The 22,092-nt window shown below is 55.0% G+C and carries 15 protein-coding genes and 3 pseudogenes; 6 read left to right on the forward strand and 12 right to left on the reverse strand.

What is annotated here, in order from left to right; genetic code table 11:
* The first annotated feature begins 122 nt into the window (after nt 1-122).
* A complete protein-coding gene (locus tag RB_RS00355) occupies nt 123-608 on the forward strand; it encodes a hypothetical protein (RefSeq protein ID WP_231846071.1) in 486 nt (161 codons plus the stop codon).
* On the opposite strand, the gene RB_RS00360 is transcribed toward RB_RS00355, so the two are convergent.
* Entirely contained in the window at nt 605-1,774 is a 1,170-nt protein-coding gene (locus RB_RS00360) for an IS3 family transposase (protein ID WP_011117773.1), read from the reverse strand. The two genes, RB_RS00355 and RB_RS00360, sit on opposite strands and share 4 nt — an antisense overlap.
* Before the next feature lie 174 nt (nt 1,775-1,948).
* On the opposite strand from RB_RS00360, the pseudogene RB_RS00365 reads away from it, so the two are divergent.
* The 3 genes and pseudogenes from RB_RS00365 to RB_RS00375 form a co-directional block, all read left to right on the forward strand.
* Nucleotides 1,949-2,311, forward strand: a pseudogene (locus RB_RS00365) (transposase family protein); the annotation flags it as partial.
* Between the two features lie 69 nt (nt 2,312-2,380).
* Nucleotides 2,381-3,552 (forward strand): IS3-like element ISRba6 family transposase gene (locus RB_RS00370; RefSeq protein ID WP_164921275.1). Its coding sequence is split into 2 segments (ribosomal slippage): nt 2,381-2,630 and nt 2,630-3,552, totalling 1,173 coding nucleotides; the frame shifts between segments, so codons are not numbered across the junction.
* Between the two features lie 67 nt (nt 3,553-3,619).
* A pseudogene (locus RB_RS00375) lies at nt 3,620-4,489 on the forward strand (ISL3 family transposase); the annotation flags it as partial.
* A 24-nt stretch (nt 4,490-4,513) separates the two neighbouring features.
* Here the strand turns inward: RB_RS00375 and RB_RS00380 are convergent.
* The 5 genes and pseudogenes from RB_RS00380 to RB_RS00400 form a co-directional block, all read right to left on the reverse strand.
* Nucleotides 4,514-4,756, reverse strand: a pseudogene (locus tag RB_RS00380) (GxxExxY protein); the annotation flags it as partial.
* Nucleotides 4,757-5,115: 359 nt separating this feature from the next.
* A complete protein-coding gene (locus tag RB_RS00385; protein WP_011117780.1) occupies nt 5,116-5,541 on the reverse strand; it encodes a membrane protein in 426 nt (141 codons plus the stop codon).
* A gap of 161 nt (nt 5,542-5,702) precedes the next feature.
* Nucleotides 5,703-6,050: a hypothetical protein gene (locus tag RB_RS00390; protein ID WP_011117781.1), complete on the reverse strand. Its 348-nt coding sequence runs from the start codon at nt 6,048-6,050 to the stop codon at nt 5,703-5,705.
* A gap of 117 nt (nt 6,051-6,167) precedes the next feature.
* Nucleotides 6,168-6,509: a hypothetical protein gene (locus RB_RS00395; protein WP_164921276.1), complete on the reverse strand. Its 342-nt coding sequence runs from the start codon at nt 6,507-6,509 to the stop codon at nt 6,168-6,170.
* 70 nt (nt 6,510-6,579) lie between these two features.
* The gene (locus RB_RS00400) at nt 6,580-8,364 is read right to left on the reverse strand and encodes a TolC family protein (protein WP_011117783.1); all 1,785 of its coding nucleotides are present in this window, start codon (nt 8,362-8,364) and stop codon (nt 6,580-6,582) included.
* A gap of 170 nt (nt 8,365-8,534) precedes the next feature.
* Between RB_RS00400 and RB_RS00405 the strand changes: the two genes are divergently transcribed.
* Both RB_RS00405 and RB_RS00410 read left to right on the forward strand, forming a co-directional pair.
* Nucleotides 8,535-9,989: an efflux RND transporter periplasmic adaptor subunit gene (locus RB_RS00405; RefSeq protein WP_011117786.1), complete on the forward strand. Its 1,455-nt coding sequence runs from the start codon at nt 8,535-8,537 to the stop codon at nt 9,987-9,989.
* On the forward strand, nt 9,989-13,135 hold the full coding sequence (locus RB_RS00410; RefSeq protein WP_011117787.1) for an efflux RND transporter permease subunit: 3,147 nt from the start codon (nt 9,989-9,991) through the stop codon (nt 13,133-13,135). Before RB_RS00405 ends, RB_RS00410 begins: the two co-directional genes overlap by 1 nt.
* Nucleotides 13,136-13,282: 147 nt before the next feature.
* Here RB_RS00410 and RB_RS00415 read toward each other — a convergent pair whose 3' ends face one another.
* The 6 genes from RB_RS00415 to RB_RS00440 all read right to left on the reverse strand — a co-directional run bounded on the left by RB_RS00415 (nt 13,283) and on the right by RB_RS00440 (nt 21,920).
* The gene (locus RB_RS00415; protein WP_011117789.1) at nt 13,283-13,957 is read right to left on the reverse strand and encodes a hypothetical protein; all 675 of its coding nucleotides are present in this window, start codon (nt 13,955-13,957) and stop codon (nt 13,283-13,285) included.
* Between the two features lie 98 nt (nt 13,958-14,055).
* A complete protein-coding gene (locus RB_RS00420) occupies nt 14,056-15,756 on the reverse strand; it encodes an OprO/OprP family phosphate-selective porin (RefSeq protein WP_011117790.1) in 1,701 nt (566 codons plus the stop codon).
* A gap of 226 nt (nt 15,757-15,982) precedes the next feature.
* The gene (locus tag RB_RS00425; protein WP_011117792.1) at nt 15,983-17,809 is read right to left on the reverse strand and encodes an arylsulfatase; all 1,827 of its coding nucleotides are present in this window, start codon (nt 17,807-17,809) and stop codon (nt 15,983-15,985) included.
* Nucleotides 17,810-17,972: 163 nt separating this feature from the next.
* Complete coding sequence (locus RB_RS00430; RefSeq protein WP_011117793.1) at nt 17,973-19,592, reverse strand: sulfatase family protein; 1,620 nt, start codon at nt 19,590-19,592, stop codon at nt 17,973-17,975.
* A 236-nt stretch (nt 19,593-19,828) separates the two neighbouring features.
* A complete protein-coding gene (locus tag RB_RS00435; protein WP_164921277.1) occupies nt 19,829-20,647 on the reverse strand; it encodes a sugar phosphate isomerase/epimerase family protein in 819 nt (272 codons plus the stop codon).
* Nucleotides 20,648-20,969: 322 nt separating this feature from the next.
* Nucleotides 20,970-21,920: an aldo/keto reductase gene (locus tag RB_RS00440; RefSeq protein ID WP_164921278.1), complete on the reverse strand. Its 951-nt coding sequence runs from the start codon at nt 21,918-21,920 to the stop codon at nt 20,970-20,972.
* Nucleotides 21,921-22,092: the final 172 nt, after the last annotated feature.

Genomic DNA, 22,092 nt, shown 5'->3' on the forward strand with positions numbered 1-22,092 from the left:
TGCCGAAAACCTCGTAAATCACCGGTCGAAACGCCTCTCAGGCGTTACTAGTTCGTCAAGCTACGCGACTCACTTTCACCATTTGCGGTACAGCGTACCGCAAACGATTGGAACTGAATCGCATGCCAAGACAAAAAGCAAAGCTCCCCAAGTACCTCTACCACGTCTCGGGCCAAGCCCGAGTCTATCTCGATGGACGGTACTTCTACCTCGGCACCTACGACTCGCCCAAGAGTCACGCCAGGTACTTTGCCCTCTGCAAGCTGTACCAGGACAACGGCTGCAAAATGCCGGAGGACTATGAGACGCATCCGGACGAGGATGCTGCCATAACGGTCAGGTGCGTCACGGCAGACTACCTCCGCTACGCCGCTCAAAAATACGCTTCGTCAAAGAAACGCTATGACCGTCACAAGCGACTCTGTGACTTCGTTGATGAAGAGTATGGGGATCTTCCAGCAGCCGACTTCGGCCCCAGGCGACTGTCGCTGCTGCGGGAGTTACTCGTGGCTTCCAAAAACCTTCGCGGCAGACACAACACCCGTGCCTACATCAACGATCAAGTGAGGTGGCCTGGGTTTTGGGGGCCACGCGTCCTCTTCTTTTAGCAGGGGACGGTTGATTCGAATCGGGTCGGCGAGAGATAGCCGAGCGATGAATGAAGACGCGATGTGTTGTAGTAGGCAATGAACTCAGTCAGTTCACTCAATGCCTCGCGATAGCTCTCATATTCGGTCATCTGCAGCTCTGTCTTGATCGTTCCAAAGCAAGATTCCATAAACGCGTTGTCGTAGCAGTCACCAGCTCGGCTCATGCTTTGACGCATCGAACTGCGTTGGATGATCGCACGATATTTCTTGCTGGCGTACTGTCCGCCGCGATCAGTGTGGTGGATGAGATTTCTTGAAGGCTGTCGACTTCGAATCGCCTTTTGAAGCGTTTTGATCACCAGGCTCTCGGTCATATCCATTTCCAAGGACCAGCCGATGATCCGCCGGGAAAAGCGATCCATGAGGGTCGCCATGTAAGCGAATCCGGTTCGTACGATAGGAATGTAGGTGATGTCACCTACCCATAAACGATTCACACTCGTTGGCTCAGGCTGTTTGAGCAATAGGTTCTCGTTGTAGCCCAGCGTGTGCCGACTTTCGGTCGTTCGCGGCTTGAACGATTTCGGCTGCAACGCCGATAGCCCCGCGATTCGCAGCAGTTTGGCGACCCTTTCACGTCCGATCGCAACTCCTTGTAGCTTCAGGTCTGCAGCGATCCGTCGGGCACCGTAGCGTCTGCGGTGTCGATGAAACGTGGTGATCACCATTGGCAAGACATCCATGTCGCTCTGTTCTCTTCGGCTTGAAGGTTCGCTTTGAAATCGCTGAAACGCAGACCGTGAGAAACCAAGGATCTCACCGACTGCTCGTTGCGATGCCGTGCCATCGCGAATAATGCTGGCCGCTGCGGAATAGAGCTGGCTCACTCGTTTCGGCCGAAAATGATCAAAGCTTTTTTTAAAACATCGCGTTTCACGCTCGACTCGTCGCAGTTCCGCCTCGAGTTCGGCAACGCGGCTATCGAGCACCTCGCCAACCGGTCCGGCCGACTCGACTTGCTGCTTCTTCCAGCGGTAAAGCAGGTTCGTTCCAGAGATTCCCAATCGCTCAACAATCGATGTCGCTGAGTGACCGTCGAGCAGCATGGCAACTGCATCACGTTTGAATTCGTCTGTATAGGTGCGTCGTTCAGGATTAGCTGAAGGCTTGGTCTTTCGTGGCATCTGGGGTTCCTTGAGTTCCTTTCAGTTTAAGGACTCGCGTGGCCCCCAAAACCCAGGCCACCTCACAGTTACCATCAGCTACGGGGCGGTAACGAGTTCCCCGATCAGGACTTACACCTGACTATTCAATCGCCTTTGCAGGCGCACTAAGATTCTCCTCCAAGGAGAACCCCCATGCACGACACCGAAGTATTTCAGCAGATTCTTGGTCTACGGTCGCCCTGGACGGTTGCTGACGTGAAGCTTGATCTCGAAGCCGGCCAGCTTGATGTCCATGTCGAGCACGCTGATGGCGAGAAGTTTTGCTGTCCCGAATGCGACCGCCAACTTGCCTGCTACGACCATGTCTCAGAACGACGTTGGCGACACCTCGACACGATGCAGTACCGCACGATCCTTCATGCGAAGCCACCACGTGTGAAGTGTCCCGAGCACGGCGTCAAGCAAGTGAACTTGCCCTGGGCCGAGAAGAACAGTCGCTTTACAGTGTTCTTTGAGCGGTTCGCGATCGACGTCTTGCTGGCAACGCAGACCGTCTGGAATTGCCCACGAAAAGTTGACAGTGGGCCGGCGCACGTCAGACTTCTCTGACAGGAGAACCGATCCATGGACAAACGTCGAACATTTAGCCGCGAATACAAGCTGGCCGCAGTCAAGAAAGTCATCGAACAAGGCTTGTCGTACACCGCTGTCGCTAAAGACTTGGGGATCGGGGACAGCTTGATTCGCAAGTGGAAGAAGTCTTTTGACGAAGACGGAACATTCCAGGCCGAAGTAGTTGGTAGCCAATCCATTGAAGCCGAGCTGAGACGACTTCGCGAAGAGAATCGTCAACTCAAGATGGAACGCGACATTTTAAAAAAAGCGACGGCATTCTTCGCCAAAGAAAGTCACTGAGGTTGAAGTTCATTGGAGAGTGCCGCGATCGCTGGCCGATCGCAGTGCTCTGCCGAACCCTCGAAGTCACTCGCGCCGCTTATTACCGATTCGCCGGTCGCGGTCCCACAGCCACCGAGATCAAGCAAACCCAAATCATTCAAGCCGTCAAGGAAATCCGACTGGAAAAACATCACGATGCGTATGGAAGCCCGCGAATGCAACGAGCAATAGTCAAACGCGGTGTGGTGTGCTGCCGAAATACCGTCGCCAAATGCATGCGTCATGCGGGAATACAAGCCAATCGCCGCACCAAATTCAGAATATCGACCACTGACTCCAATCATGATCAGCCCATCGCCTCAAATTTGCTTGGCCAAAACTTCACGACCGAGGCAATCAATCGCGTCTGGCTAACGGACATCACCTACATCCCAACCCAAGAAGGCTCCACTTACCTCTGTGCATTCGTTGACCTGCATTCCCGCAAGATTGTCAGCTGGAAAACGAGCCGGAACATGGATTCGGAATTGGTGGTCGGGGCATTCGATCAAGCACTTACTTTTCGCAAGCCAAACGCGGGCCTGATCGTTCACAGCGATCGTGGCTCCCAATTCGCGAGCGATCATTTCCGCAGACGCCTGGCAGCCAGTGGGCTAGTTCAAAGCATGAGCCGTCGCGGGAACTGCTACGACAACGCACCGATGGAATCGTTCTTCAAGAGTTACAAAACCGAGGAAGCACAGCAGATTTACGACACGCACGAACACGCCACACGCGGCGTATCTGACTACATCGAACGATTTTACAACCCTCATCGCTTGCACTCGTCGCTGGGCTACCTCAGTCCAATCGATTTCGAGCAAGCGATCAAAGAACCGTCACTCGTAAGTGAGTCCTGACTCACAGGACTCACCGTTTACCTTTCCCTTAAGACCGGTCCACTGTCAACTTTTCGTGGGCAATTCCAGTCAGGGAGCGGCAGGTATTTTGCGAACCAGCTGGGATGAGACTTGGCACATCGTGAAGAAGGCATTCGCCCGTGGCAAAGCTCGAAAGACGGACACTGTCGTGCAACGAATTGGCATCGATGAGAAAGCCTTTCGCAAGGGACAGAACTACATCACGCTGATCTACGACTTGGACCGCAGCACCGTCGAAGCGATCTCCGATGGCAACGACACAGAAGCCGGAAACGCTTGTTTTTCACAGCTTTCACAGTCTCAACGCGATGGTGTCGAGGCAATCGCGATGGACATGAGCGCTGCCTACGTGAAAGCCGCCAAGGCAAGCATCCCACTGGCCGAAACGAAAATCGTTCATGACCGCTTTCATGTGATGAAGCTTGCCACCGAAGCGGTCGACAAGGTTCGACGCGGCGAACATCGCAAGCTGGATGCGGAGGGCGACAAACGCTTGTCACGGACTCGCTATCTATGGCTCAGTAGCCAAGAGAACCTCAGCGAGCATCAACGAGAACGTTTCGATGCGGTTTACACGCAACAACTCGAAACCGGCAAAGCATGGGCCTACAAAGAGATGCTCCGAGACCTCTGGCACCACGACGATTCGGCGTCGGCAACGGTGTACTTCCGCGACTGGTACAAGCGAGTGATCCACACCAAGCTGACGCCATTGAAGAAGGTCGCCAAAACGATCGCCGAGCGATTAGCCAATGTCGTCAGCTACTGTACCCACCGAATCACAAACGCGGTGGCCGAGGGCATGAACAGCAAGATCATGTCGATCAAACGTCGCGTCGGCGGCTACCGAAACCGAGAGAACTTCAAGACCGCCGTCTATTTCTACTGCGGTGGACTCAATCTCTACCCACACTAAACCCAGATGGACCTTCAATTTCTCGACGCTCTTCAGTTCGAGAATGATGGAGCCCTCCACCAACAAATCGATCCGATAGCCACAATCCAACGCCACGTCTTTGTAGCGAACAGGCTGCGGTTGCTGGAGCTGAAACAGAATTGAATTCTTACGGAGCTCATGGGCAAGGCATTGCTCATAGGCAGACTCCAGCAACCCAGGCCCCAATTCGCGATGCACTTCAATCGCGCATCCGATCACTCGGTGAGACAGTTTATCGAATTCCATTCTCTCCCCCCCTCAACCCACCGCCTTCCATGCTGGAACCACCGACGTGGATGAATCGATTGTCAAATTATCGTAGCAAATCTTCAAACCACGAAGGACTCGAAGAGCACGAAAGGGCAGCACGAACGGACCGATCTCTTCGATCTCAACCCCGATTCCAATTCGAATGCGACAGACCGCAAACCAGAAGTCTCAGCCACTTCGCAATCAAGATTCCAAACAAACCGATCCGTCCACAACAAACCTGAACCTTCGTACCTTTCGTGTCCTTCGTGGTGATCGCCTAGGCCGGATCAAGCCGCTTCGGCAAATCGACAACAACCATCGCCAATCTAGCGGGTAGCAATCACCACCGACTGTCAAATCCCAGAGTCAGCAACACCGAAGGCCTGTCTTACCATTGGACGCGTCAGAACGAGGATCGTCAGCACACCCAGAACGGTTCCGAATGGAAAGAAGCAGCATTCGATTCCGGCAACAACCAAACAATAGAGATGGCCGTTCCGCTGCATCAGCTTTCGCCCAGCCAGAGCGATGCAAGACGCCATGGTCAATCCCACGGCAATGAATACGAGTGGGAGCACGATGAACAACCACCCCATGAACGCGGGCGGCGTTTCGCCCGTCCCAGTTCCATCGAACGCCCCCGTTACGATCCCAACGCCAATCGCCAAATGGATCACCGGAAACATCGAGAACAACGCCAACATTCCAGCCACGATGTAGTGGAAAATGGACAACAAACGTAGTTGTTCCGCATCTTGATTGTCATGGTCCATCGCCATTCTCCCACTCGTTAAAACTCTGGTGTGTCACGCGAGGACGAACCGCAGGTGCCCCTTCAGCCTCACCCCATCAAATAGGCTCAATCAAGAAACGAGCGGGGCGCTCATTGATCGTCCCATTTCAAGAACCAAATGGATCGTGATTCAGTCGACCAAGACCATCACTGATCACTTGACGTCGTCGCTCGATACCTTCTTCTGACCAAGATACCTCGCCAGATCAGTCCGATGGAGATGACAACCAAAGCGGGCGCGACAGCAAAAGCAAGCCATTGAGCGGTTGCCGGCATGATAGTGATTCCAAACAGGAAGACCTCTGGATCGTAAGTCGCATACTGACGCCCGCCTGAATTCGGACGAAACGCGCCGGCCACTCCAAAGACGACACCGGGACTACTGATCACGGCCGCACTGAGAAAGAACAGACTGGCTGCAAACCAGTGCCAAACGGGCGCGTCCGACGCTTCTTTGCGAACTTCCTCAGATGGCGTCTGATACGGATTTGACACTCACCCATCCTCGGCGACGTTGAAAACCTCCCCACCAAGAGGTTGGAGAAGACGATGTGAGTCTCATGCCGGTGGGGCTTCACATGCGATTCATTCGTCATCCTAACACGCCAATGTTTATCTGGTTGTATCTGACCCACGGCGTTCAGATGCCCATTTAACAAACCCTGCCGTGATCGCCCATGGCAATGTGATGAACGTCAGCCCGGTTCCGCAAGCGGCGAACCACAGCCACGCAGTTGTCGCCCAGCTCATGCCGTCAGCAGATAAATCCGATGTCTCGCGCTGCGTGAAGGGAATCGCGAATTCGATGTAGAACGCGGGCACTACCAAAACCAGCACGATCAATGACCAAAGCGTGCCATTGCGAAACCCGATAAGGAATGCAGTGGTCGGCCGCTCCGTCGTCTCCGCCTCAACATCAACGTCAACTTCCGGTGCTGCGTAAGGATTGACCATGCCAAGCCCGTAGGATTTGAACGTTAGTTTCGAAACCGGCAATTCGGATTGTAGCGACTCGATTGGGCAATCAGTACGCCATCGATGCCTGGCCGTCACCAACAGGCCAACCCAATGCCCACTGCAGACGGAATTGAGCTTGGTTGTAGGCTGTCACGGCTTGCAGATAAGCACGACGTGCGGACTCCAAAGCCTGAACCGCCTGCAGTACCTCAATCGGCAACCCCTCACCGTCTTTGATTCGTTCCAAGTTGGATTCGTACGACCGTTCCGCCGTCGCAATTGCCTGCTGTGTCAGGTCCACTTGCTGACGCCGAAATTCGATCTGGCTCGCCGACTCTGAAATCTCCGCCGCGACTTGGTCCATCACGCGAAGTTTTTCATATCGTGCTTGTTGCACTCGCGCGGACGTTCGATTGCGTGCCGCTCGTTCGCCCAACCCGAAGTTACGAAGTTCCCAAGTCACCACGGCATCGAAATCGTAGCGACCGTCCACATCATTCAAGTCGTTGCCCAAACCTCCTCCAAATCCGCCTGTGCTGTACCCCAACAAAACGCTTGGAACAAACGGTGCATACTTTTCGCGTTTGTAAGCTTCGCATGCAGCGGCGACTAATGATTGCGACTCTTTGAGTTCCGGCCGCGAAGCCAAGCCGGTGCTGATCAGCGAGGCTTTGTCCGCGCCGGCGGCCATCAACTCCAATGGCACGACGGTGACGTCCATTGGTAGAAGCGTCTCGCCTGAATGCATGCTGATGGCTTGAGCGAGCCGTGCCGACGCGACCGCGACCCGTTCCTGTCCTCCCACCAATCGGCTGTCGATCAATCGGAGTTCCGTTTGCATGCGATCCGCATCGGCAAGCATGCCTTGTCCGGCGGCCGCGAAATCGGATGTGATCCCTGCCAATTCTCTCACTCGTTCACGAGACTCTTCCAACACGCGAGCGTCTTGGTAAGCCTCCAACAATTCCGTGTAAGCGGTCGCGGCTTGCAACAGTTGCTGATTCAAAACACTCGAGGCAGCGTGCCCACGAGCCCAGGCAGCTTTCTCTGCGATCTTTGGTTGGAAGATTGCATCGGCCATGTGGAATTGAGCGACCAACCCCGGGCGTGTGTTGGTGGTTCCGGCACCGGTGGCACCGGCTCCCAATCCGTACTGGAACGAGTTTCGATTGACATCAACGATGTCTCCGTTGCTGGATTGGTAGTTGCCATCGTGGCGATGGAAGCTGAATCCGGCTTGGATGGATGGCAACCACAAAACGTTGGCCTGATCCAGCGCCGCATAAGCTTCACGCGTTCGCCACTGGGCCAATCCGACCGCGGGGTGCTGAGAGTCAATCATCGCTAGCGCCGTCGGCAAGTTCATCTGCACCGTATGCGGCGGAACCATTGCCAGATCGGATGAGTGGTCCATCGAATCAACGACAACCGGTTCAGGAGGCAGCCCCTCCAGTCCGCTTTCTTGCACCTCCAACACGGGTGCACTTTCATAAGCAGCCAGCGAATGGTCGCTGTTGCTGGCGACGGCTTTTTCCTCGAGTGGTTGCAACCGATCGCGTTTGCCGTCGAGCGTAAGAACCGATTCGGCCGCCGATGCTTGATCAGCAATTGGCTGCACAACATCACGATGGGCCACCGGATCACGATGGGCCACCGGGCGAATCTTGGACTCGTCGACCGACGATTTTTCACGGGCCGTTTCCGCATGCAGGTCCAACGCGGCGGACCTCGCAGTGACCGCTGATGATGACGGGGGACTCTGCACCGATGCCTGGTTCATTTGCGCCACACACCCAATCGCTGGAACGGTGCTCGAGAGGGCGATCAGCGTGTATAGCAACGAACGGGACATCCATGCTCTCCTGGTTCATCTGTTCGGAAGACAGCGTTCGTTCGCCTTGCTCAGCTCGTCCCGAACGCATCAGTTTCTACTAATGCACTTCGGCAAATGATCATCCAGATGGTAACGATCGAATGCCTTGGATTAGTCAGATCTAATCTGCTGCGCATCGAAAACGCTCATTGCGCGAACTAGACTACATCGACCGTTTGGCGAACCGCGCCCGGTCAGATCGATTCTTCCGATTCCTCCAGTTATTCCAGCGGAGCCAAGGACGCCAGTCCTCGAGTCTCAACATGCTTTTCGCAATCCCGCCTCGACTCTTCCCCCCGCTCGCGACGGTTGCGGCGTTGTGCCTTCTCGCTGGCTGCTCTGACGCGAATCGCGTCGCCAAGAAAACTCAGCCGCAGCAGGCCACGCCGGTCAAAACGGTGTCCGTCACTCCGACCGAGGTCACTCGAACCAGCGTTCAGCCCGCGACCGTCCACGCCTACTACCGAGCCGAACTTCGCTCGCAAGCGTCGGGCTATGTCGAGTCATTCACTGCGGACATCGGTGAATACGTCGAGTCCGGCACCGTCCTAGCCAAGATCTCGGTTCCTGAACGGCAACAACAACGCCGGGTGATGGAAGCCAAAATCCGGCGATCGGAATCGCAGGAAAAGCAAGCCGAGTCGCAAGTCGAACTGGCCCAGGCAAGCAAAAAATCCGCCGAAGCCAAACTCGCGCAAGCCAAATCAGAAGTCGACGCGGTGGAAGCTTCCGTCGCCGCCGCCAACGCGGAATTCAACCGAACCGAAGACTTGGTCAGCCGAGGTTCCTTGCAGAACCGAATGCTGGATGAAGCCCGGATGAAACGCGACAGTGAGTCGGCTCGCAAACAGGCAGTCCAATCGGCCGTCGCATCCGCGCAGGCAGACGTGGAAGTCGCATCGGCAAGAGTCGAGTCAGCACGAGCAGATCTTGAGACCGCGCGAGCGGAGACCGATGTCGTACGGCGCGAACTGGATGAGCTGGACGCATGGATCGACTACGCCGAAATCAAAGCCCCTTTCTCCGGCATCATCACGGAACGAAACATCGAACCAGGTGATTTGGTCCGTGCCGCTAACGAAGTCGGACTCGGCAAGCCGTTGTTTGTGATCAGCCAAATCGACCGCGTCCGCGTGCAAATCCCCGTTCCTGAAAACCACGCTCCTCTGGTCAGTCCCGGTGACGAGGTCAGCCTGACGTTTCCATCCTTTGCATCGGAACCATCCATCACCGCGCAGGTCACGCGTCGCAGCGGAAGTCTCGATGCCCAAACGCGAACGATGATGGTGGAAGTCGAAATGGACAACCCTGATGGCAAGCTGATCCCAGGGATGTTCGGACAAGCAACGATCCAACTGGCTACGCAAGACGCGGCCAACATGCTCCCCGCGCAAGCCATTCGGTTCGATGAGTCTGGCAATGCCTTCGTGTACGTGGTTGCAGGCGACGACACAATTTCGATTCGAGAAATCTCAACCGGAATGGATGATGGAAACTTCATCGAAGTCCTCACCGGAGTTGAGCCCGGCCAATCAGTCGTGGACGCTCACTTGAGCCGCTTCATCGACGGGCAAAAAGTTGCCGTCGTGGGAGCCGCTCACTGATGTCGTTGATCCAATTTTCTCTTCGCAATCGATTTGCGGTTCTGGCCGCGTCCATTGCTTTGTGCGTGCTCGGTGCAACCGTCATCCCGGGTATCACGATTGACATCCTTCCGGACTTCAAAAAGCCGGTGGTTGTCAGTTTCTTCTCCTACCCTGGTCTTCCGACCTTGGACATGGAGAAATCCGTCACCTCGCGAGTCGAACGTGCCCTGACGCTGGCGGGAAAGATCGAACATCAAGAATCGAGAACGGTTCCTGGTGCGGCCGTGATCAAAGTCTTCTTCCAACCCGGGGCCGATCCAAGCTCTGCGATGAACGACATCGTGAACTTGGAAGCCAGTGACATGTTTCACTTGCCACCCGGCATCGAGTGGCCGTTCACGCTGCGAAGCGAACCGTCGAACTTGCCTGTGGTTCTGGCAGCGATCTCGGGCGAAGGCCTGAGCGAGTCCGAACTTTACTCGATCGGCTACTACGCGGTCCGCAACAAGATGGGCGGATTGAAAGGCGTGCAAATCCCTCACCCCTTTGGCGGCAAGTTCCGCCAGATGATGGTTTACGTCGATCCAGTCAAACTTCAGGCCTACCACATCAGTGCGACCGATGTGGTCGACGCACTCAAAAAATCAAACCTGGTGCTCGCCGGCGGCACCGCGACCATGGGCGGAACTGACTACCAAATCCACCCTCGAAACACGCTGCCCGACATCGAAGAGATCGCAGCGATTCCCATCGCCGTTCGCGACGATCGCCCAATCTTCATCCGAGACGTGGCAACGGTGAAGGATGATGCGGCGTTGCAATACAACATCGTTCGAGTCAACGGCAACCGCAGCGTCTATTGCCCGCTGCTTCGCGAACCCGGCGAAAACACCATCGCGGTGGTGGACCGAATCTACGACGGGATCGCGGATGAGATCCCCAAGATGAAGGAACGTGGTGACATCCCCGAAGCAACCGATGTGACACTGGTTTCGGACCAGTCCATTTACATCCGCAAAGCGATGTCGAACCTGTTGTCGCAAATCGGTCTGGGTTCGGTTCTGGTCGCGCTCGTGGTGATGATCTTTTTGCGACGCTTGCTTCCTACCGTGATCATTGTCTCGACCATCTTGCTGGCCATTCTGATTGGTGCCTTGGGATTCGCTTTCTCCGGCCAAACCATCAACGTGATGACTTTGGGCGGGATCGCATTGGCGATCGGCACGGTCGTGGATGCTGGAATCGTGGTTGTCGAAAATGTGATCCGTCACGGGCGAATGGGCAAATCACCGATGGAAGCCGCACGCGAAGGAACCCAAGAGGTTTCGGGGGCGATCCTGGCGGGCACCATCACGACTTTGGCGGTTTTCCTACCAGCCATCTTCTTAACGGGGATGATCAAGTATCTCTTTGCACCACTCTCGTTGGCCGCGACGCTGACCATCGGTGCCTCCTACATTTTAGCGTTGACGGTTGTCCCTGCGATGTGTGCCACCTTCGTTCGGGAACGTGTCCAGGCAAAGGCTTCTGGCAAACAAGCCAGCGATGAGCAGCCAACTTCGACCAAACCATCTGGACTGTACGGGCGTGTGCTTTCAACCGCCATGCATGCACCCGCCTTGTCGGCCATCGTCATCATCATTGGCGTGGGAGCATCGTTTTTGCTGCTTCCGAAAATCGGAACCGAGTTGTTTCCCAATGTCGACTCAGGCAGCTTTGAAATCCGCTTGAAAACGGTGCCCGGTACCGCGCTGCCGAAGACCGAGGAATTGGTCGCGAAGATCGAAGACACGATCAAAGAAGTGATCCCATCCGAGTCGATTGACACGATCATCTCGAACATCGGATTGCCGGTCGGAAAGGGAGCCGGTTTCTCCACGGTTCTGAGTTCGAACTCCGGTCCCGACACGGCCTACTTGATCGTGAACCTCAAGCAGGAAAACCGGCGAGTCGGCACACAGGAATACATTGACACTTTGCGTGAGCAGCTGAACGCGAAATTCCCACTGGAACAATTCATGTTTGTCTCCGGTGGCATCGTCAACATGGCACTCAACGAAGGCGTCCCGACTCCGATCAGCGTGCAAATCTCCGCGGGGACATTGCAACAGTGTCGCGACGCCGCGGAACGTATCGTGCGAGAGATCTCGCCCATCGAAGGCACTCGAGACGTGCAGATCGCTCAGTCTTTGGACTACCCTCAATTCGATGTACAAGTTGATCGAACGCGGGCAAAGTATTTGGGACTCGATCAAGAAAAAGTGGCCCAAACCGTCCTGACCGCGTTGGGATCCAGCGTCGGATACTCGCCGACCATTTGGATTGACCCAAAGAGCGGCGTCGACTTCTTCATGGGAGTTCAATACGCATCGAACCAGTTCCAATCGCTGGATGAACTGCGAAACATGCCACTGTCGCTTGACACACCCGATGGTCCCATCACGATTCCACTCTCGAACATCGCCACGGTCAATCGAGTCACGATCCCAGGCGAGATCGCCCACTACAACATCTCCCGTGTCAACGACATTCACGTCAACGTCGCGGGACGAGACCTCGGAAGCGTCGCGGCGGACATTGACGCCGTGATCGCCGACATGGAATTTGAAAACGGAGTCTCCGTCGCTCTTCGCGGACCGATTGAAAAGATGCGTGGCGGCATGAACATGCTGGGTACCGGACTGGCCGTTGCGACGCTACTTGTTTACTTGGTGTTGATGGCTCAGTTTCGATCGTTCCTCGATCCCTTGATCATCATGTTGTCCGTTCCGCTGGGGATCGGTGGTGTCTTGATTTCCCTTTATCTGACGGACACGTACCTCAACATCCAATCCATGATGGGAACGTTGATGATGATCGGCGTCGTCGTCAACAATTCGATCCTCTTGGTCGAATTCGCGAATCAACGACTTGCCGCTGGAGTATCCCCACACGAAGCAGCTTTGTCCGCCGCTCAAGTCCGCTTGCGACCGATCCTGATGACGTCCTTGACTTTGGTCGCATCGATGTTGCCGCTTTCCTTCCAACTCGCACCGGGCAATGAAGCGATGATTCCGCTTGCTCGCGCGTTGCTGGGCGGCATGGTGGTTTCGACGCTGCTGACGCTGATCTTGGTTCCATGCGTCTACATGTTGCTACATCGCAAACAAACCGTTCCGGTCTAAACCATTGGTATTGGCTTCCAGTCTGTGATTGCACTGACCACGAACTGAAGGCTGATCCGCCATTCAACAGCGCAACAAAAAACCACCGACACGACTGAGTCGTGCCGGTGGTATGCGTTCCGAACGTTGGTGACGCTGGAAAATTTTCTATCGAACGAGGACTTCAACCGAAGTTTCGATCAGATCGTCTTCCGCTTGGAGCGACGTCTTGTTGGGGTTCGTGATCGTGACCCAACCTTCAGCGTCGGGCTCAGCACGGCTGATTGCCGAGGCCAATGCGACGGACTCTTGTTGATCCAATTGGATCGTTTCGCCCGCGTTGTTGGCGAAAGCGGCTGGCGGCAATGAAGCTGCGGCTTCGTTGCTGGCACAACATCCGATGTCGCAACCGCCCACGTCACAACCGGAATCACAATTTCCGGCGGCACAGCAGCCATCATTGCAACCTTTGCCACAACCAAAGATGCCACGGGCGCGATGACGGCAATCCGGGCAACAGGCGATAGCGGACCAATCGTAGGTGCAGACCGTTTCCTTCTTCTTGTCCGTGACCAGTTTTTTGATCGTGCGAACCTTGCCGCACTTTTTCAGCGGGCCGCATTCCCATGGAAAACGCAGGGGTGGAATGCAGATGGTTTCGCATTCAACGTCAAAGCACGTGACGTCCACTTCTTCTTTTTCGACTTCGACAACGCAGCGTCCGGCTTGGCAGAAGCAGCAGGCGGGTCCGAATGCACTGGCGGTGCTTGAGAAGACGACCGAAGCGGTCAACGCGAACAGTCCCAGCAACGCGATGCGACCGAATTGAATGGATCGGCTCATTTGAAATTCCTTTTTCAGTTCTGTGCGGTTTGTGTGCGGGGCTGAGGTTCAGCCCCGCACAAAGAATGGTTTTGGATCAACGCTTCGTTTCAATCAACTCAGAAATCGATCATGAAGCGAGTTCCGAAGATCAGGAAGTTTCCCGCGTTTACGGGTGCGTCGAGTGGATTGTCACCGTTGGCCGCCAATCCACTTTCGCTGATTTCACCCCAAACCAAGTTGTTTTGAACCTTCGAGTAAGGAGTCCAGTACCAGTTCAAGCCGGCGGTGTAGAGATTTCCGACGCCACCGTTGACACCGCCATCCGTCAGATCGAGGTGGTCGTATCGGAAAGCAAGCTGCCATGCTCCCCAACCATTGCCGCGACATCCGTTGCATCGATCGACCAAAAAGAAGTTCTCGTGTGGCTTCACGCGAGACAGCGTTCCCGTTGACCGGTTGTATGGCATGTGCTCGCCGGTCAAGAAGTACGACGCGTAGATGTAACCGCCGTGGAAGAACAGGTTGTCATCCACGCCTGCCGCTGGGTCCTCCACCTGCATCGGGGTCAGGATGTATTCCCCGGTAATTTGCAGGGAGCCGAGGTTCAGGATGTTTTCAAATCCAATGTTTTGATACCAATCTGCACCATCGATTCGACCGGTGTTCAACCAACGCTGCGAGCTTCGTGCGAGAGGTCGAGTGCGGAAACGACCTTCGTTGTTGTTGGTGTCATTCGCCCCGGCATTTCCATCTGGTTTCGCAACCGCACCGGCCAAACCCCAGTGCCAATATCCACGTCCGCCGCTGGTGTCGTCGTACCATGGCGATCCCCAAAGACGCGAGTAACCGCCGGCTTGGGCTGAGTCACCGATGAAACGTCCATCCGTGTTGATGTTCTCAAGGTTGTAGATACCGTACGTCCAACAGAACGATTCCTCGTCGTTGTGGCCGTACATGGCCAAACCAAAGCGACGAGCGTCTTCGTTGAATGCTTCCACAGCCAAGGGACGTTCCGCAAACACGTTGTAGCGTGAACTGTTCAAGTGATCCAAACCGAGTGGCCGCTTCTGGTTCCCCAGCAACAACGTTTGGTTGTTGGGCAGGTCCGTCCAACCGAGGTAGGCGTCTTTGATCTCGGGTGTCTGCGGGTTGTTGAAATCCACCTGCAAACGGTACTTCATGTTTTGTGGAACGGTCCCCGAGATTTCCAACCGCAGACGGCGGAACGCGGTGATGTTTTCTGGACTTTGGTCCGGATCGCCGCCACTCTCAATTCGATTGATGCCAGCGTCGGTGTTGGAAAACGACCAATGATCGATGTGGACTCGGCCGCCGATCTTGATCGTTGACTTTTTCTTCTTGGCCTTGGCATCCGCAGCCAATCCGTCTTGGTAGTCCGTCCACTCTTCTTCCAACGTGTCGAGAGCTTCCAACCGCGACGCGAATGCATCCAAACGGTCTTCGAAGGACTCATCGTCGGCGAGAGCATCTTGATTCTGCTCATCATCCGCCAGCGTTTGCAAACCGGATGGTTCTTGATCAACATCGGCAGCGGTTGACTGCAAAGTGTCTTCCAGCAAACCGTCCTGAGCACTCATCGGAGCGGCGCTGTATTGGTTCGACAGCATGCCACCGAATGAGTTCAACGTCGGAGCCGACTCAGGTGCAACCAGAACGGAGTCGCTTCCTACTTGGTTCGCGGGGGTCCACCATTCATCGGCGTTGGCAAGCGCCCCGCCGCTGGTGGCCAAACAAACCAACGCCGCTAAGGCTTGCCTGGCAACGCTTCCGCCGCGCCGCATGGATGAAGATTCCATCGAATTGAGACTCCGTTTTCTTGATCAATGCATCAACCAATCCTTAAGTTGATGTCGCCTTACGGAGTCTTCATCGATCGCTTATTGCGGCTTGTATGGCTGATGATTGTCGAGCGGACAAATCTCGATATTTCTTAACATTTCAATTTGCTGCATTCCGACTAACCGGCACAACCGATCCTTGGCGTGCCGGAACAATCCCTACAACTGAATCACCGCGGCAAACTCATTTGCCAATTCGCGAGAGCGTGCAATAGTACGCCCCAACTTCACCCGTCGGAATTTTGAAGACTGGAGCGAGCTGGTGTGAGCCCTTGGAAAGCTCAATTTCCATGGTCACAACACTGTCACCCTCACCCACGGTTTTGCTCGCGATGGGCTTTCCATCGACGCGAACTTCTGCCGACTGAACGGGAATCGCACGACCGTCTTGGGTTCGATATGCCGCTGACGCTCCCGGCACATCTTCACCAGCCGGTACAGCCGCCGCAATCGCCACGCCCGATTCCTCAGGCCAACGACGCAAAGCGACCTCGAACTTTCCGGCCTCGTGAACGTTGATTGCCCAGTGACCGTTGTGCGTCAGTTCCTGCTTCTTCGCCTTCTTTGGGAAGACCGCAGCTGCGGCACGGATGGCGGATTGGTTCCATGGTGGGGCTTGGCCGATCCAGTCATGAGCGGTGAACGTGACCACGGGATGATCGGGGTGTCCCACGGTCATCTCAGTCGTCTGTGAAAACGTGGGTTCCAGCTCCGCCCACCACGCTTCGTAGAACGCACGCATCGAAGCGACTTGTTCGGGATGGTCGCCCGCGATGTTGTTCTCCTGGCCCGGATCGTTCGCGATGTTGTACAGTTCCTTCCCATTGATCAAACGCCATTTATCCTGCATCACCGACGATTGACGCCACTTGATTGGGTCAATCACTCGTTGCGAATCGGTGATCAGCATCCGGTCGTTGAATGACGAATCCACCTCGTCCTTCAACAGTGAAACAATCGATGTTCCGTCGAACTTGACTGACTCAGGTGCTTCGACGCCACACATGTCCAGCAGCGTCGGAACAACATCAACTGCATGGCAAAGCGTGTTGTTGGTTCTTGATTTAGCAAAGCCGCCCTCGGGGTAGTGCATCACAAAAGGAACGCGATGGCCGCCTTCGTACGGGCTGCCTTTCTTGCCACGCATGCCAGCGTTGTAAACCGAGGCTCCACCTGCGGTCCCATTGTCCGTGGTGAAGATGAAGATCGTATTGTCATGCACGCCAAGCTCGCGAAGCAACTTGCGAGTTTGTCCGACGTTGTCGTCAACGTTCGTGATCATCCCGAAGAAGGTCGCGACGTTATCGTTCATCTCGGGATACATGTCGATGTATTTCTGCGGGGCATGCAACGGACCGTGCGGAGCATTCGTCGCGATGTAAGCAAAGAATGGCTCATCCGCTTCCACGCATTCACGAATGAAGCGATTTCCCTCTTTGAAAAAAACGTCGGTGCAAAAGCCTTCCGCTTTGACGGCTTTTCCGTTGTGGAAATAAGAGCCATCGAAGTAAGCGTTGTCCCAGAAATCGGGTGTCTGCCCCACACCGCCTCCTCCGTGGCGGTAGACCTCGGTGAATCCGTTGTCTTCAGCTCGGTAGGGATAGTTGTCACCCAAGTGCCATTTGCCAAACATGCCTGTTTGGTAACCCGCATCACTGAAGATCTCACCAAAGGTCACCTCGTTGTCTCGCAACATCGAACGACCACTGATGGTGTGCCAAACTCCAGTTCGGTTGGTCCAGTGACCGGTCATCAACGCCGACCGGGTCGGCGAGCAGGTCGGCGCGACGTGGTAGTCGGTCAACACGGAAGATTCCGCTGCCAATGCATCAATATTTGGCGTCTGGACGACTTTGTTTCCGGTGAATCCACAATCGCCATAACCCTGGTCATCGGTGATCACCATCACCACGTTGGGACGATCCGCCGCGCGAACGGAATGAGCCAGAGGAAGGCCCTCCCACAACGAACCTGCGAACACAAACGCCAAGCAAAACAACCAACGTGACATAGCTGCGACTCAAACTGGAAGGGAACTGTGGGGAAGGGAAGCAACCGTAGCCGAACTGCGGCGAGTGTCAGGTAGCAATTCCGCCTTCCCATGGCGAAAATGCGACGTCTCGACCATTCGAGCGGCAGCCGGCTGCAACCGCCGCTCGAATTGTGCAGCAAATTTACTTTTGCGACTGCTTCGCCTTTGCATACTCATGCGAAATCTCGATCGCCTTTTGGCGATCCTCGTCACTGTAGTCCCAAAACTCCTGCACGACGTCTTCCACGGCAGGGTAGTGAGATCCATCGTCGCCAACTCGCTCGCGAAGATCGGCCAAACGCTGTTTCAGCTTTTTCGCAACTTCGGCGTATTCAGGATTGTCGATTTGGTTGACGACTTCCGTCGGATCGTTCACCAAATCATACAATTCCCAACCGGGAGGCGTTTGTTGCTTTCCTTCGTAATTGACTCCGTAGTAGTAAATCAACTTGTGAGTCTTCGTGCGGATACCAAGGTGCCCTGGATTGTCATGGTGAGCCATGTGCATCCAGTAGCGATAATAAGCCTCCTGCTTCCATCCTTCCGGTTCCTGACCGGTCTCGCAAATCTCGCGAAAGCTTTTGCCTTGCATGTACTCGGGCGTTTCCACTCCCGCGAAAGCCAGCATGGTGGGGCCGTAGTCCACGTTTTCAACGATCGCATTGCTGCGTGATCCTGCAGGAACGGACTTGGGGTAGCGGACCAAAAACGGCATCCGTTGTGATTCGTCGTACATCCAGCGTTTGTCCATGTAGTCATGCTCCCCGAGCATGAACCCTTGGTCGCCGGTGTAAATGATCACAGTGTTGTCCATTTGTCCGGTCTCCTCCAGCTTCGCAAACAAACGAGCCAGGTTGTCGTCGACACCTTTCACACAACGCAGGTAGTGCTTCATGTAGATGTTGTATGCCTCACGTTTCGCGTCTTCGTCGCTGAGCCATGAATCGACACCGTAGTGCGACGCATAATTCCGACGTGGATTGCGGCGGCCGATGGAAGTGCCGATGTACGGCATCATTTCGTCATTGGCACCACGAGTCGCGAGTGATCCAAATTGAGGTTGGCTCCAAAGGTTCTTTGGTTCCGGAATCGCGATCTCGGCCAAGTACTCTTCGTAACGGGGCGCGTACTCAAAGAAGTCGTGCGGTGCCTTGTAGTGATGCATCAAAAAGAACGGCTTGCCATCTTCGCGAACTTCGTCGAACCAGTTCAGCGTGATATCGGTGATCGCATCGGTGCTGTGCATGCCTTCTTTCTTGATCGTGTTCTTTGGCCAAGGCTTGTCTCCTTGGATTCGGAACTCGGGATCGAAGTACTTGCCTTGGCCGGGCAACACGCAGTAGTAGTCGAACGCTGCCGGTTCGGCTTTTAAGTGCCACTTGCCAATCATCGCGGTTTGGTAACCAGCCTTCTTCATCTCTTTGGCGAGATGCTGATTCTTGGGTTCAATTCGGCCGTTGAGATCAAACACACCATTCGTGTGATTGTATTGACCGGTCATGATGCAAGCCCGACTGGGCGTGCAGATCGAGTTCGTGCAGAACGCATTCTCGAACAACATGCCTTCCTTGGCCAGACGATCCAGGTTCGGCGTCGGGTCCAAGTACGCAAGGCGACTTCCGTACGCCCCGACCGCTTGGCTGGTGTGGTCATCCGACATGATGAACAAAATATTGGGTCGATCGTCGGCGACCACCCAGGGTGCCATTGCGATGGCAATCATCCAAATCAGGGCACGTGACCCAATCAAAGTGCGTGACATATTCAGTTCATCTCGTGGTGGGGAAGTATGGCAGGGGTTGTCGACTTGTTGCTCAGTGGCATAGCAGGCTGTTCATTTAGTTGCATCTCGAATGATAACAACTAGCCGTCGGGCGCTAGCCCCGGTTGGCGTCTAATCAACCGCCGCGAACGCGGTACGGCTCACTAAATCAACAGCCCGATAGGTGTTCTCGAACCACAGGCTAGAAGCCTATGCCACTTTCGGTTCCGATCATCTCAAGCGGTCAGGCGTTTGAACGCTTCGATGGTGTTTCGCGCGGCGGTGTCAGAATCCGGCAACGCGAATGCTTCGGCACACAAGTAACCGTCGTAGCCGATGTCTTTGAGAGCCTGGATGATGGGTTCGTGATTCATGTGCCCCATTCCTGCGGCTTGGCGATTTGAATCGACAAAGTGAATGTGTCCCACGTAGCCCTTGCCAGCACGAATGGCGGCGGCCAGGTCAGCTTCCTCGATATTCATGTGGAACAAATCGGCAAGCAGCTTGATGTTGTCAGTCGACAACGTCTTGCAAAACTCAACGCCTTCGTCGACCGTGCGAAGCAGGTTGGTCTCGTATCGATTCAGCGGCTCGTAGAACAACGGCACGTTGTATTGAGCAGCGTAGGGGCCCAGTTCATCAAGCGCCTCTCGCAAGAATGCCAACGCTTGATCGCGAGAGATGTCTCCGCCCCATTTTCCTTGCATGGATCCAATGATGGCGGGCGCGTTGTACTTGCCACCGAAGTCGATCATTTGTTTGACAAAGTCTCGAGCCTTTGCACGATGATCTGCTTCCGCGTGAGTAAGACTCAAACCGTGCTTGACCATTCCAGCCCCGGTGCCAACCGCGGCGACAACCAAGCCGTGCTCTTGGAGCAGTCCCTTGAGCTCAGCCTCATCCACCGCGTTGGGTCCGGGAGCAAAAATTTCAATGGCATCAAAGCCGAGTGCTGCTGATTTTTCGCAAGCGTCTTTGAGACCGTCCCAGTAAACGAATGGACCTCCGCGAGCTTCTTCGACCAGACTGACCGTGATGGCAGATTTAAACGTCATGTTGATTCTTTGTGGGGGAGATTGGTGGGGATGGATTGGATGTGGCATAGCGGACTGTTGATTTGATGAGCCGCACCGCGTTAGCGGCGGTTGTCAGACGCTAACCGGGGCTAACGCCGAATGACGCTTACTTCACCCTCCCTCAGGGAGGGTCGGCCCGCTTCGGGCCGGGGAGGGCGAACCTAAAACCCGGTGTGTAGCCCTCCCCTCGCTTCGCTCGACCCTCCCAGGGGGAGGGTGAATTTTTAAAGTAAGTGCCATTGGGCTAACGCCCTTGTGTTTCATACTTCACTGGTTGGAAGCCAATGCCACATGTCTGAACTCACGAAGCGACTGGCTCGTCGTTGTTCTCAGGTAGGCCTTCGATGTAGAACCAATTGTGGATTGGTTTCAGAATCTCTTTGACTTCAGCAACCAGCGTTTCGTCGATGGGCTCTTGCGCCCACTCAACCCACTGAGCGACTCGGTTTGGGTTGGCCGACCCGGGAATACAAGTCGCGAAATCTTCGTTTGCGATGCTGAACTGAAGTGCAATTTTGGCGATGTCACTGCCGCGATCGGCGCAGTGTTTGGCTGCGGCGGCAGCAACCTCACGAACTTGCGGAGTTGCTTTGTGCCAAGGTGGCAATTCCGCGTTGGTCAACAGACGCGCCGAGAACGGAGCGCCGTTCATCAGACCAACACCTTTCTCTTTTGCCAAAGGCACCAACTCGAGTGCCATGTCGTTTTGCAGCGTGTAGTGGTTGTACGTCAGCAAGCAATCAATGTCTGTGTTTGCCATCACGTACTTGAACATCTTCATCGGGTAACCACTGACCCCGACGTATCGGACTTTGCCCTTCGCGATTTCGCGTCGGATCGCGGGAATCGTTTCCTCGACAATCTGCGACATCTCGACAAATTCCAAATCGTGACACAGCACGATGTCGAGATGGTCAACCTTCATTCGTTCAAGCGACGTGTCGATGCTTTCGGTAACGCGTTTGGCACTGAAGTCGAAATGCTCGCCGGTGTAACGCCCGAGTTTGGTCCCCAGGTAGTACTGATCACGTGGAATATCAGGCAGGACTCGACCAAGCATCATCTCACTCATCCCGCGTCCATAGAACGCGGCGGTGTCGATGAAGTTCATGCCGCTGTCGAGTGCGACCCGAACAGCTTGCAAGCTCTCACCCAAATCGACGCTTCGGAACTCCTGTCCGATCGAAGACGCTCCAAACGAAAGCGTCGTGAGTTCCATATCCGTTTGGCCTAAACGTCGGCGAGGCAGCATCTTGGCAGTTCTTGGGGTTAGATGGTGGTGGCGGATTCCAGGGCGACAAGATGCAGCGAGTGTAACCTCGCGTTGCCGCCGATGCCAACGCACCCGATCCCAAAGAAACCATGCCCAGGGCTATAGATTAGAACGCCAATGCCAAGGTTTTACGCTTCGCCATCGCTCTGCC

Origin of the sequence: Rhodopirellula baltica SH 1, from assembly GCF_000196115.1 — a bacterium.
GTDB lineage: Bacteria > Planctomycetota > Planctomycetia > Pirellulales > Pirellulaceae > Rhodopirellula > Rhodopirellula baltica.

Coding starts and splice junctions, on each gene's coding strand:
- RB_RS00430 (WP_011117793.1), bottom strand. CDS start 19,592: ATGTCACGCACTTTGATTGGGTCACGTGCCCTGATTTGGATGATTGCC.
- RB_RS00360 (WP_011117773.1), bottom strand. CDS start 1,774: ATGCCACGAAAGACCAAGCCTTCAGCTAATCCTGAACGACGCACCTAT.
- RB_RS00425 (WP_011117792.1), bottom strand. CDS start 17,809: ATGTCACGTTGGTTGTTTTGCTTGGCGTTTGTGTTCGCAGGTTCGTTG.
- RB_RS00440 (WP_164921278.1), bottom strand. CDS start 21,920: ATGCTGCCTCGCCGACGTTTAGGCCAAACGGATATGGAACTCACGACG.
- RB_RS00395 (WP_164921276.1), bottom strand. CDS start 6,509: ATGGTCAATCCTTACGCAGCACCGGAAGTTGACGTTGATGTTGAGGCG.
- RB_RS00410 (WP_011117787.1), top strand. CDS start 9,989: ATGTCGTTGATCCAATTTTCTCTTCGCAATCGATTTGCGGTTCTGGCC.
- RB_RS00435 (WP_164921277.1), bottom strand. CDS start 20,647: ATGACGTTTAAATCTGCCATCACGGTCAGTCTGGTCGAAGAAGCTCGC.
- RB_RS00355 (WP_231846071.1), top strand. CDS start 123: ATGCCAAGACAAAAAGCAAAGCTCCCCAAGTACCTCTACCACGTCTCG.
- RB_RS00415 (WP_011117789.1), bottom strand. CDS start 13,957: ATGAGCCGATCCATTCAATTCGGTCGCATCGCGTTGCTGGGACTGTTC.
- RB_RS00385 (WP_011117780.1), bottom strand. CDS start 5,541: ATGGCGATGGACCATGACAATCAAGATGCGGAACAACTACGTTTGTTG.
- RB_RS00400 (WP_011117783.1), bottom strand. CDS start 8,364: ATGTCCCGTTCGTTGCTATACACGCTGATCGCCCTCTCGAGCACCGTT.
- RB_RS00420 (WP_011117790.1), bottom strand. CDS start 15,756: ATGGAATCTTCATCCATGCGGCGCGGCGGAAGCGTTGCCAGGCAAGCC.